Origin of the sequence: Ideonella azotifigens (assembly GCF_021043325.1) — a bacterium.
GTDB lineage: Bacteria > Pseudomonadota > Gammaproteobacteria > Burkholderiales > Burkholderiaceae_C > Ideonella > Ideonella azotifigens.
This window is the reverse complement of sequence record NZ_JAJNKD010000021.1, coordinates 1-12,871: the sequence shown is the minus strand read 5'-3', so window position 1 is coordinate 12,871 and position 12,871 is coordinate 1. Positions and strand designations below refer to the sequence as shown.

Here is a 12,871-nt window from a genome sequence, read left to right as displayed (position 1 = left end):
TCATCAGCCGGCACAACGGCCCGTCGCGCCGGCACTTGAAGCCCGGAAACCCGGGCCTACACTGCGGCCGCTCCAGCACAGGGCTGGTCCAAACAAGCAGGTGACGACATGCAAAAGCGCAGGGTGGTGATAGGGGGTGTGGTGGCCGTGTTGGTGCTGGGCTCGGTGGGTGGGGTGGTGGCCATGCGCAAGGCCGGAGGCCATGATGACCATGCCAAGGCAGCGGAAAAGCCGCTGGCCTTCACAGCGCGCGAGGTGGTGCGCCCGCAGGCGCTGGCGCTGCCGGCCAATGTCAGCTTCTCCGGCCCGCTGGTGGCGCCGAACACGGTGGTGGTGCGCGCCAAGGCGGCCGGCACGCTGGTCAACCTGCAGGTGGCCGAAGGCAGCCGGGTGACGGCCGGCCAGCGCCTGGGGGTGATCGACCTGGCCGAGCTGAATGCCCGCATGAACGAGCGTGAGGCCAACGCCGAAGCGGCGCGCGCCACCATGGTCCAGGCCGAGCGTACGCACACCTCCAACCTGCGCCTGGCCGAGCAGCACTTCATCTCGCCCAACGCGGCCGACGCCTCCAAGGCCGCACTGGACACCGCTCGCGCCCAGTACACCGCTGCGCAGGCCCAGGTCGAGACGGTGCACATCCTGCAGCGCGACGCGGCGCTGGTGGCGCCGATCTCCGGCATCGTCGCCAAGCGGCATGCGCTGCCGGGCGAAAAGGTGGCGGCCGAGCAGCAGTTGCTGACCATCGTCGACCTGCGCACGCTGGAAATGGCGGGCAGCGTCGGCACGCATGAGGTGTCGCAGCTGCGGCCCGGCATGCAGGTGACGCTGCAGGTCGAAGGCCTGGCAGAGCCGATGCAGGGCACGCTGGCGCGCATTGCGCCTGCCGCCGAGGCCGGCACGCGCTCGATTGGCGTCACGGTCACGCTGGCCAACCCCAAGGAAGTGCTGCGGGCAGGGCAGTTCGCCAGCGCCCGGGTGATGCTGCCGGCTGGCGAACCGAAGCTGACGGTGCCGGTCACCGCCATTGCCTCTGCTTCCGGGCAGGACTACGTCTGGACGCTGGAGGCCGGCAAGCTGATGCGCCGCACCATCGTCACCGGCCGGCGGGATGCCGAGCGCGGCCTGGTCGAGGTGGCAGAAGGCCTGCCGGCCGGTGCGCAGGTGCTGGGCGCCCGCTTCGACAACCTGCGCGAAGGTGCAGCAGCGGTGATTGCCAGCGACCCGGCCAGCGCCACCGCGACGCGGGCGGCCCTGGCCGCGCCAGCCGCTTCGGTGCCGCGCGCGCTTTGAACATCCTCTGAAGGACCTGCATCATGTGGATGACCCGAGTCGCCATCAACAACCCCGTGTTTGCTGCCATGGTGATGGTGGCGCTGTGCGTGCTGGGGCTGTTTTCCTACCAGCGGCTGGGCGTGGAGCAGATGCCCGACGTTGCCCCGCCGGTGGTCTTCATCCAGATCGCCTATCCAGGTGCTTCGCCGGCCGCGGTGGAAACCGAGATCACCAAGCCGGTCGAGTCGGCCGTGAACGCCATCGCTGGCGTCAAGATGATCCGCTCCAACAGCGTGGAAGGCCGCAGCGAGACGGTGATCGAGTTCAGCCTGGACGCCGACATCAACCAGGCCACGCAGGACGTGCGCGACAAGATGTCTGCGGTCCAGGCCACGCTGCCCAAGGACGCCAAGCCCCCGTTCATCGGCCACTTCGACAACGACAACGCCCAGCCCACCGTGGTGCTGGCACTGATCGCCCATGACCGCAGCGAACGTGAACTGTCGCTGATCGCCGACCAGACGGTGGTCAAGCGCCTGGAGCGCAGCGAAGGCGTGGCCCGAGTGGTGGCCAATGGGCTGAACGTGCGCCAGGTGCGCATCGACCTGGACGCCGCCCGCCTGCGTGCCGCAGGCCTGACGCCGGCCGACGTGGCCACTGCGCTGCAGCGCGCCAATGCCGACGAACCGGTCGGACTGGTGACCAACGGCACGGCAGACGCCATCGTGCGCGTCGAAGGCCGCGTGCGGGACCCGAAGGACTTCGCCCACATCGTCGTGTCTCGCAACACCAGCGCCGGCGTGACCACGCTGGGCGACCTGGGCCAGCTGGTGGAGGCCGACCGCGAGCCGGACGCGATTTCGCGCCTGAACGGCAAGCCGGCCATCAACATCCAGGTCTTCAAGCAGAAGGACGCCAACATCGTGCGCGCCGGCGACGCGATCAAGGAAGCCGTGGCCGACATGCAGCCCGGCCTGCCGCCCGGCGTGGAGCTGAAGGTGGTCTATGCCAACAGCGACTGGGTCAAGAACTCGCTGACCGGCGTGCAGCACACGCTGATCGAAGGTGCGCTGCTCACGGTGGGCATCGTCTTCCTGTTCCTGCACAGCTGGCGCTCGACCATCATCACCGGGCTGACGCTGCCGATCTCGGTGATTGCCAGCTTCATCGCGGTCTACATGTTCGGCTTCACGCTGAACTTCATGACCATGATGGCGCTGAGCCTGTGCATCGGCCTGCTGATCGACGACGCCATCGTCGTGCGCGAGAACATCGTGCGCCATGTGGCGATGGGGCGGGACCACCACAGCGCAGCCCGCATCGGCACCGACGAGATCGGCCTGGCGGTGATGGCGACGACCTTCGCGATCTGCGCGGTGTTCGTGCCGGTGGCCTTCATGAAAGGCATCGTCGGCAAGTTCTTCTTTCCGTTTGGCATCACCGTCACGGTGGCGGTGCTGGTCAGCCTGTTCGTCAGCTTCACGCTGGACCCAATGCTGTCCTCCGTCTGGCCGGACCCACCCGGCGACCGCATCCGCAAGCTGCCGGTGATCCGCCAGCTGATCGGCGGCCTGGACTGGGCGATGGACCACCTGCACGCGATCTACGACCGCCTGATCGTCTGGTCCTTCAGCGGCCGGCGCTACCGGCTGATGCTGCCGCCGGTGCCGGCTTTCGGCCGCCCGTTCGATGCGGCAGGCCAGCGTGACAAGACACTGCCACGCCGGCTGCGCTGGGCCACGCTGACGCCGCGCGGCATCGTGGTCGGCCTGGCCGCGTTGAGCTTCGTCGGTGCGATCTTCCTGGTGCCATTCATTGGCGCCGAGACCATTCCGCAGAACGACCAGGGCTACACGCAGATCCAGGTCAAGCTGCCGGTGGGCAGCAGCCTGGCCCGCTCGGACGACAAGATCCGCCAGGTCGAGGACATCGTGCGCCGCTTCCCGGAGATCGACACCATGAGCACGACCGTGGGCGGCGAGGCCGGGCGCAATGCCGCCGAGATCGGCCTGGGCCTGAAGCCACGCAAGGAGCGCAAGCGCAGCCAGCAGGAGATCGAGGACGCGATCCGCGAGGCTCTGAAGGAAGTGCCGGGCATCGACATCGCGCTGGGCTGGAACCGGCCGATCTTCATCGCCGTGCTGGGCCCGGACCCGACCGTGCTGGACCAGATCACCAACGACCTGTCGACCAAGATCAAGCAGATCAAGGGCGTGACCGACCTGGAAACTTCGGTCAAGCCCGGTGTGCCGGCCTTTGCGGTGCGCATCAAGCCGGACGCCGTGCGCGAACTCGGCCTGTCCACCACCGACCTGGCTGCTTCGCTGCGCACCTTCGTCAACGGCGACGTGGCGACCTACTGGACCACGCCGGACGGCCAGCAGGTGGAGGTGCAGCTGCGCCTGGGCAGCGAATACCGCCAGCAGGTCGCCCAGCTGCGCCAGCTGCCGGTGGCCTATGCCAAGGACGGCACGCCGATCCCGCTGGAGCGCGTGGTCACCATCGAGCCGGTCGAAAACCCGGTGGTCATCAAGCGCCAGAACCTGGAGCGCCGGCAGGCCATCTATGCGGGGGTGGACAAGGCTTCAGGCCGCGCGGTGGGCGACGTGGGTTCGGACGTGCAGAAGCTGGTCAAGGCCACGGTGCTGCCGCCGGGCTACCGCTTCGACGTGGGCGGACAGACCAAGGAGCAAGGCGAGATTTTCGGCAACATCCTGGCCGCGCTGGGCCTGGCCGTGGTCTTCATCTACATCGTGCTGGCCAGCCAGTTCGGCAGCTTCCTGCAGCCGATCGCCATCATGGCCTCGCTGCCGCTGTCATTGATCGGCGTGATGCTGGCGTTGCTGCTCACCGGCTCGACCATCAACCTGTTTTCGATGATCGGCTTCATCATGCTGATGGGCCTGGTGACCAAAAACGCGATCCTGCTGGTCGATTTTGCGAATCACGCGGTGCGGGCCGGCAAGAGCGTGGCCGAGGCCATCCGCGAAGCCGGCTCCATCCGCCTGCGCCCCATCATCATGACGACGGCCGCGATGGTCTTCGGCATGCTGCCGCTGGCGCTGGCCTTCAACGAAGGCGGCGAACTGCAAGCCCCGATGGGCCGCGCCATCATCGGCGGCGTCATCACCTCCACGCTGCTGACGCTGCTGGTGGTGCCGGTGATCTACAGCTACCTGGTGCGGCCGGAGAAACTGCGGGCTGCGGCTCGGCGGGCGGCTGGCGACCCTGCGATGGCAACGCAAGCGCAGGTCAAGCTGCCCCTGGGTGCCGCGGCGCCAGAGCTCTGAGATTGGTGCGTGGCCCGGGCGAAGGCGCTCAGTGCCCCTTGACCCGGTACACGCCGCAGCCCAGCAGCAGCTTGGCGTCGATGGCCTGCACGAAGCTGGCCTTGGGCATCACGCTGCCGGTTTCAGGGTTGACGATGTCGTATTCCACCCAGTGGCTGCCTTCGCTGGCTTGCCATGCCTCGCGGGTGAAGCGGTCACCGTCGATGCCCGGCACGTCATGCACTCGCTTGCCGTTCATGGCCGGCTTGGCGCCGTGGGTGCGGTAGCGGCCTTCGCGGTCCACGATGAAGACATAGAGGTCGCGGTCCAGGAAGCCGCCGTCCGGCTGGCAGAAGAGCTTGGACGCGGCATCCAGGCCGCGCGAATCGATCAGTTTCATGGCCTTGGTGACCATGGCATAGGCTTCGTCCGCGCTGCCTTGCCGCAGCCGGATGGCTGCGACAGCCTCGCCAAGTGCCCCGGCCCTGGACACCAGTTCGGTCGATGCGGTTGCAGACTCCACCACCATCTCTGCGTTCTGGCGGGTGATCTCCTCCATGCCGGCAACGCTGGCGCTGACCTGGACCAGCCCCTCGCTTTGCACTGCACTTGCCTGTGCGATGGAGCGCAGGCGATGGGAGACGTCGCGTACACCGGCCACGACGGTCTGCAGCGTGCCGCTGACCGACTGGATGCTGGCGACCGAGCTGCCGACCTGGGTGGTGGAGCTGCCGATCAGCTGGCGGATTTCACCGGCCGCTGAAGCGCTGCGCTGCGCCAGCTGGCGAACTTCGGTGGCGACGACGGCAAAGCCACGGCCGGCCTCGCCGGCGCGCGCGGCTTCGACGGCGGCGTTCAGCGCGAGGATGTTGGTCTGGAACGCAATGCCGTCTATCACGCCGATGATTTCGGCCATTCGGCGGGAGCTCGCTTCCAGCTGACCCATGGCCTCCACCGAGCTGCGCATCGCATCGCCGCCGGCCTCGGTCTGATCGCGCAGGCGGTCGGTCAGGTGGTCCAGTTCGCGCGAGGCTTCGGCATTGCTGCTCACCGCCTTGCTCAGCTCGCTGACCGTGGCCATGGTCTGCTGCAGGCTGGCGGCCTGTGCGTCGGTGCGGGTGGACAGGGCGTCGCTGCTGGCGACCAGCTGCTGGCCCGCCAGGCCGACGCGCACGGCGCTGCTGCGGATCTCCGCCACCATGGACGAGAGCTGGTGGCTCATTTTTTCGACCAGTGCACCGATCTCGGCCACCTCGTCATGCCCTTCGATCCGCACCGAGTGGGCCATGTCGCCGCGCTCCATGGCCGCCACGCCCAGGCGCAAGGCATTCAGGCCGCTGATGAAGCTGGCATACAGCGAAGAGGCCAGGTAGATCCACAGCAACATGCCGAGCGCGCAGGCACCGAGCTGCAGCCAGAGGCTGTACCGCACTGCGTCGATGCGCGCGACCAGCGACGCATCGAGCTTCTCGCTGATCTCATGCTGCAGGGCGACGACTTGTTCGATCGCCTCGGTGCCGGCGGCAAAGTAGGCACCGGGGTCGCCTTCAATCGCGTCGCCAGAGAAAATCTGCTTGACCTGGCTGGCATAGGCATTCGAGCGTTGCTTGGCGGCTTCCCAGTGGCTGGGCATGGGGGCACCGGCGCGTTGCAATGCATCGACTCGGAACTGCATGTCGGCATCGATCGTTGCCAGCGCAGCCGCCCGGCCCAGCACGCGCGCCCTGTCGGCGCCGGTGGCTTCGCCGCGCTTGATCAACGCTGCGCCTTCGCCACGCATCACGCCCAGGTTCTCGGTCCAGGGAATGGTGCGCTCGACAACGATGTCCATCAGGAAGAAGGTCTGGGCCTCGGGGTCGAGCAGCAATGTGGAGCGTTCCCCCGTCAACAGCACCAACTGGCGCAGTGCATCGACGCTGGCGCTGTGCTCGGCGAACAAGGCGGTCCGGTTGGTGCCTGCCGGTGCCGGCTGCGCGAGGGTCTGCAGTGGCTGGCGCAGTGCGTCCCACTCGGTGCGCAGCGAGAAAGCGTGCAATTCGCTGACGACGGCATCCACCTCGGTCAGGCCCTGCTGCAACCGGCCGTGGCTCTCCAGCAGCGCGGCCCGGGCGCCCTCATCGCCACCGAGCACCCGGTTGCTCAGGCCGCGGTGGGCCTGGGTTTCGGCCACCAGGTCCGACAGTGCGCGCACCACGCGCACACCTTCACGCTCGGTGTTGGCAAGCTCGACCTCGGCCAGCTTCTGGCGGGCCTGGTTCACCATCACCAGCACCATGGGCACCAGCAACATGGCCGCCATCAGCCCCAGCTTGGTCGGCATGCGCAGTCGGCGCATCAGTCCAATGCCGGGCTGCAGCAGGCGTTTCATGGGCTTCATCATGGTTCTTCTCTCCTGGGCGACGGCGCGAGAGCCGATTCGGGGCTCGCGAATCTTGCCGCGGCCAGCCCCGGTGCAATGCCGGAAAAGAAGGCAGGCAAACGCCTTGCTCGCCGCATTCAGCGGCCCAGGAAGAGCCCGCCAGGGCCGCGCCATGACGTATGCGGAAGCAGACTTCCGCGCGGTGATTTGACGCGGGCTCAGCGCACCAGCGCGTCCAGCACCTCGTGGCAGGCGCCCATGTTGTGATAGTCGACCTTGCCCGCGGGGCTCTTGTCGTCGCTGATCTTGCGGTTCTCGGCGCTCAGGATGCGGAACCAGGCGCCGTGCGTGTGGTCCACGAAATCGGCCCAGGCGTGGCCCCACAGCCGGTCGTACCAGTCCCAGTAGGCACCGTCATGGGTGCGCTGGGCCAGCACCGCAGCAGCGGCCAGCGATTCGGCCTGCACCCAGTGGTATTTCTCGGCGTCACACACCAGCAGGTGCCGGTCGGTGGAGGGGTTGCCGGCCGGCGCCAGGCCGTAGACCAGGCCGCCGTGGGCACGGTCCCAGCCCTGCAGCGTGGCCACGCCAAACAGCTCCTTGGCCCGTTGCAGCATCCAGCTGCTGTCGTCTTCCGGTTCGCCGAGGTTGCGCTCCAGCTGAAGCAACAGCTTGGCCCATTCGGTCTGGTGGCCGACCTGGAAGCCCCAGGGCCGGAAGATGTTGGTCTTGTCGTGGCGGTTGTATTCCCAGTCGGGCGACCAGTCGGCGTGGTAATGCTCCCAGATCAGGCCGCCGGCATGTTCGGCCAGACGCTGGGTGACCGACTGGGCCAGTTCGGCGGCACGCAGCAGGAACTGCGGCGCCTCGGTTGCCTCGTAGGCGGCCAGCATGGCTTCGCAGGCATGCATGTTGGCGTTCTGGCCCCGGTAGGGCGAAAGCACCCAGTCCGGCGTGGCTTCGTCGGCATACAGCTTGGCGGCAGGCTCCCAGAAGCGCCTTTCCATCAGCTCCGCGGTCTCGAACAGGCCGGTGCGGGCCTCTTCGATGCCTGCACGCAGCGCCTGTGCATGCGCCAGCAGCACAAAGGCCAGGCCGTAGCAATGGTTGGTCGCGTCCAGCACCTTCTTCTGGCCGCTGTCCCAGTGCAGCAGCCAGGCGTAGCCGCCGGTGGTGGGGTCGCGGTGCACGTCCTGCACGAAGCGCAGCGCGTGGCGGGCGTTGGCCAGCCATTCGGCGGCGCGCGCATGCCCGGGGAAGCGCCTGGCCATGGTCGCATGCGTGATGACGAAGCGCGTGCTGCTGACCAGGTGGCGGGTGTACGGGTCATAGACCCGGCCGTCGTCCTTGTAGAACTGGTAAAGGCCGCCGCTGGGGTCCACACAGCGGTCGTCATAGAAGGTCTGCGTCTGCAGCAGGTGTTCCTCCAGGAACTCGGCGCGACGGAAGTCGGGATCTTGCTTCATGGGGTGATGCTAAGTCGGCAAAGGGTGCCAAGCCAAGCCCGTTCCCATGTCCTCGGCACCCCCAGGACGTGGGGCGCAGGGCCACGTCGTTGGCGAGCTCAGGCCAGCCGTTGTTCGCTCTTGGCGTCGAACAGATGGGCGGACAGCGGGGACCATTGCAGCGCAACGGCGTCGCCGACGCGCTGCACCACCTTGCCCGGCACGCGAGCGGTCAACACGCCCAGTGCGGTCTCGACCAGCGCATAGGTTTCCGGGCCGGTGGGCTCCAGCATGCTGATGCGGCCGGGCAGGGCGCCGGTTTGATCGGCGCTGACCAGCGCGATGTCTTCCGGGCGGATGCCGTAGCTGACTTCGTTGGCCGCGCCGGCCGAGATCGAGGCGCGCTGCACCTCGGCCAGCGGCAGGGCCACGCCGCTGGCGGCCAGGCCGGCGGCCGCGCGCTGGGCCGTCATCAGGTTCATGGCCGGGGAGCCGATGAACTCGGCGACGAAGCGGGTCGCCGGGCGGCTGTAGATGTCGTCCGGGGTGCCGAACTGCTGCACCTGGCCGTCCTTCATCACCGCGATGCGGTCGCCCAGCGTCATGGCCTCGACCTGGTCGTGGGTCACGTACACGGTGGTGGTCTGGGTCTTCTGATGCAGGCGCTTGATCTCGGCGCGCATTTCCACACGCAGCTTGGCGTCCAGGTTGGAGAGCGGTTCGTCGAACAGGAACAGCTTGGGGTTGCGTGCCAGGGCGCGGCCCATCGCCACGCGCTGGCGCTGGCCGCCGGAGAGTTGGCCGGGCTTGCGGTCCAGCAGGTGGCCGATCTGCAGCATGCTGGCCACGCGTTGCACCGCGGCTTCGCGTTCGGCCTTGGGCACCTTGCGCATCTCCAGCGCGAAGGCGATGTTCTGCGCCACGCTCATGTTCGGGTAGAGCGCGTAGCTCTGGAACACCATCGCGATGTCGCGGTCCTTGCTGGGCAGGTGGGTGATGTCACGGTCGCCCAGCAGGATCTTGCCGGTGGTCGGCACGTCCAGGCCGGCGATCATGTTCAGCAGCGTGGATTTCCCGCAGCCCGAGGGGCCGACGAGGATCAGGAATTCGCCGGCTTCGATGTCGATGTCGATGCCCTTGAGGATCTCGACGTTGCCGAAGGTCTTGCGGACCTGTTCAATGGTGAGTGCGCCCATGATGTGCTCTTTTCCTTCTTAGCCTTTGACGGCGCCAGCCGTCAGGCCACGCACGAAATACTTGCCCGCCACGACGTAGACGAACAGCGTGGGCAGCGCAGCAATCAGCGCGGCAGCCATGTCGACGTTGTATTCCTTGACGGAACTGGTGGTGTTGGCGAGGTTGTTCAGACCCACGGTGATGGGCTTGCTGTCCGCGCCGGAGAAGACGACGCCGTACAGGAAGTCGTTCCAGATGTTGGTGAACTGCCAGATCAGCGTCACGACCAGGATGGGCGTGGACAGCGGCAGCACGATGCGCCAGAAGATCTGCCAGAAGTTCGCGCCATCGAGCATCGCGGCCTTGACCAGTTCGTCGGGCAGGCCCACGTAATAGTTGCGGAAGAACAGCGTGGTCGACGGGATGCCCGCCAGCACGTGGATCAGCACCAGGCCCCAGATCGAGCTGGCAATGCCCAGCCAGCCCAGGATCTGGCTCATCGGGAGCAGCACGACCTGCATCGGCATGAACACGCCGAACAGCATCAGCGCGAACATCAGCTCGCTGCCGCGGAAACGCCACTTGGACAGCACGTAGCCGTTCAGCGAGCCGATCAGGGTGGAGATGCTGACAGCCGGCACCACCATCATCACCGAGTTCATGAAAAACGGCTTCAGGCCGCCGCAATCGGTGCCGGTGCAGGCGCCGGACCAGGCCTTGGCCCAGGCATCCAGCGTCGGCGACAGGGGCAGCGACAGCAGCGTGCCGTTGCGGATCTCGTCCATGCTCTTCAGCGCGGTCGAGAGCATCACGTACAGGGGGGTCAGGAAGAACAGGGCGAACAGCCCGAGCGCCGTGAAGAGCGCGATGCGGCCCCACGACAGGCGCGGGGCGAGAGAGGACGGCGCGCTCATTTCTTGGTACGGAGTTCAGAGTACAGGTAGGGCACGACGATGGCGGCCACCGTCGCGAGCATGATGGTCGCGCTGGCGGCGCCCAGGCCGATCTGGCCGCGCGAGAAAGCCATCGTGTACATGAAGGTCGCCGGCAGGTCGGTGGCGTAGCCGGGGCCGCCAGCGGTCAGCGCCATCACCAGGTCGAAGCTCTTGATCGCGAGGTGGCTGACGACCATCAGCGTGGAGAAGAAGACCGGACGCAGGGTCGGGATGATGATGCGCCAGTAGATGCGTGGCAGGCTCGCACCGTCGACCTGGGCGGCCTTGATGATGGAGTCGTCGATGCTGCGCAGGCCGGCGAGGAAGAGCGCCATCACGAAGCCTGCCGATTGCCAGATGCCGGCAATGGCAACGCAGTAGATGGCCTTGTCTGGGTCGACCAGCCAGCCGAATTCGAAATTGGTGAAGCCCCATTCGCGCATCAGGTGCTCGATGCCGAGGCCGGGATTCAGGATCCACTTCCACGCGGTGCCGGTGACGATGAAGGACAACGCCATCGGGTACAGGTAGATGGTGCGCAGCACGCCTTCGGCACGCACCTTCTGGTCCAGCAGGATGGCCAGCAGCAGGCCCAGGGCCATGCCGCCGAAGATGAACAGCCCGCCGAAGATGCCCAGGTTCTTCAGCGCCACCCACCAGCGGTCGTTGTCGAACAGCTTGACGTACTGCTCCAGGCCAACGAAGTCGTAATTGGGCAGCAGGCGGGAAGCGGAGAGCGAGAGATAGCCGTTCCAGGCGATCAGCCCATAGATGAAGAAGAACGACAGCACAAACGACGGTGCGATGACCAGTTTGGGCAGCCAGGGTGTGCGCAGGGCGGATGGGGCTGACATGGAGACGGACAGTAGGTCAGAAAAACGACCGCGCCAATGGCGCGGTCGAAAACGGCTTGGAAGAACTTCAGCTGACCAAGCCGCCCGGAGACCGGTGAGCGCCGTTGCCGGCGCTCACCGCATCACGCTTACTTGGTCTTGGCAGCGCTGGCGATCTTGTCCATCGCTTCCTTGGCAGTCATCTTGTCGGTGTTCCAGAACTGGCTCACGGCGTCCTTGATGGCACCTTCGGCAGCCGACGGCACGGCCATGCCGTGGGCAATCGACGGCACCAGCGCGCCGGTCTTGGCGGTGGAGACGAAGTCAGCCGACGAGGTCTTGGCGCACTCGTCGAACTTGTCCATCTTCACGCCCAGGCGAACCGGGATCGAGCCCTTGTTCAGGCTGAAGGTTTCCTGGAATTCGGGCGACATGATGGCCACGGCCAGGTCCTTCTGGGCCTTGATGTTGGCTTCGTTCTTCAGCTTGAACATCGCGAAGGAGTCGATGTTGAAGGTGTAGGACTTGGCGGTGCCGGGGGCTGCGCTGCAGGAGAAGTCCTTGCCCGGCACCTTGCCGGCTGCCAGGAATTCGCCCTTGGCCCAGTCGCCCATGATCTGCATGCCGGCTTCGCCCTTGATGACCATCGCAGTCGCCAGGTTCCAGTCACGGCCTGGGGCGTTCTTGTCGGTGTAGTCCTTGACCTTCTTGAAGGTCGTCAGGACCTTCTCCATGGTCGGGCTGCTCAGCGTCTTCGGGTCCAGTTGCACCAGGGCTTTCTTGTAGAAGTCCACGCCGCCGACGCCCAGAGCCACGGCTTCGAAGGTGGTGAAGTCCTGCCAGTTCTGGCCACCGTGCGCGACCGGGATCACGCCAGCCTTCTTCAGGCCTTCGGCGGCGACGAAGAACTCGTCCCAGGTGGTCGGCACTTTGACGCCGGCCTTCTTGAAGACTTCAGGGTTGGACCACAGCCAGTTCACGCGGTGCACGTTGACCGGGGCGGCAATGTAGTGGCCCTGGTACTTCATGACGTCGCTGACGACCTTGGGCAGCACGGCGTCCCAGTTCTCGGCCTTGGCGACGTCGTCCATGTTGGCCAGCACGCCTTCAGCGGCCCACTCCTGCAGCGACGGGCCCTTGATCTGGGCGGCGGCCGGGGCATTGCCCGAAACCACGCGCGACTTCAGCACCGTCATGGCGGAATCGCCGCCGCCACCGGCGACTGCGAAGTCCTTCCAGGTGTCGCCCTTGGCTTGCAGCGTGGCCTTCAGTGAGGACACGGCCTTGGCTTCGCCGCCACTGGTCCACCAGTGCAGCACTTCAACTTCACCCGCTTGAGCGGCGGTGGCCACGACGCAGGCGCAGGCCAGCACGACGGCGCTCAGGGGCATTGCACGAAAGCTATTCATCAGACTCTCCAATTTGCGAAGGGCCCGTGCTGCATCCTCACTCAGCAGCACGGGCCTGGAAACAGGGTTCACGCGAGGTTCAGCACGGCCTCGAAACCCGGATCAGAACCACCATTCGATCTGGGCGCCGAAGCTGTTGCCCGAGGTCTTGTCGTCGAAGGCGGTCTGGCCGG

The 12,871-nt window shown here is 66.6% G+C and carries 8 protein-coding genes; 2 read left to right on the top strand and 6 right to left on the bottom strand.

Features of this window, described 5'->3' with window-relative positions; genetic code table 11:
• Positions 1-108: 108 nt before the first annotated feature.
• Complete coding sequence (locus tag LRH25_RS28445; protein ID WP_231012982.1) at positions 109-1,290, top strand: efflux RND transporter periplasmic adaptor subunit; 1,182 nt, start codon at positions 109-111, stop codon at positions 1,288-1,290.
• Between the two features lie 23 nt (positions 1,291-1,313).
• Entirely contained in the window at positions 1,314-4,562 is a 3,249-nt protein-coding gene (locus LRH25_RS28440) for an efflux RND transporter permease subunit (protein WP_141288373.1), read from the top strand.
• Positions 4,563-4,590: 28 nt separating this feature from the next.
• On the opposite strand, the gene LRH25_RS28435 is transcribed toward LRH25_RS28440, so the two are convergent.
• The 6 genes from LRH25_RS28435 to LRH25_RS28410 form a co-directional block, all read right to left on the bottom strand.
• Entirely contained in the window at positions 4,591-6,921 is a 2,331-nt protein-coding gene (locus LRH25_RS28435; protein ID WP_141288374.1) for a methyl-accepting chemotaxis protein, read from the bottom strand.
• Between the two features lie 197 nt (positions 6,922-7,118).
• A complete protein-coding gene (locus tag LRH25_RS28430) occupies positions 7,119-8,366 on the bottom strand; it encodes an AGE family epimerase/isomerase (protein ID WP_141288375.1) in 1,248 nt (415 codons plus the stop codon).
• 98 nt (positions 8,367-8,464) lie between these two features.
• Entirely contained in the window at positions 8,465-9,541 is a 1,077-nt protein-coding gene (locus LRH25_RS28425; protein WP_231012981.1) for an ABC transporter ATP-binding protein, read from the bottom strand.
• An 18-nt stretch (positions 9,542-9,559) separates the two neighbouring features.
• Positions 9,560-10,435, bottom strand: coding sequence for a carbohydrate ABC transporter permease (locus LRH25_RS28420; protein ID WP_231012980.1), 876 nt, complete (start codon positions 10,433-10,435; stop codon positions 9,560-9,562).
• Positions 10,432-11,310 carry a carbohydrate ABC transporter permease gene (locus tag LRH25_RS28415; RefSeq protein WP_231012979.1) on the bottom strand — a complete coding sequence of 293 codons (879 nt, stop codon included), beginning with the start codon at positions 11,308-11,310 and terminating at the stop codon, positions 10,432-10,434. Before LRH25_RS28415 ends, LRH25_RS28420 begins: the two co-directional genes overlap by 4 nt.
• A gap of 128 nt (positions 11,311-11,438) precedes the next feature.
• Entirely contained in the window at positions 11,439-12,680 is a 1,242-nt protein-coding gene (locus LRH25_RS28410) for an ABC transporter substrate-binding protein (RefSeq protein WP_231013015.1), read from the bottom strand.
• Between the last annotated feature and the right edge of the window lie 191 nt (positions 12,681-12,871).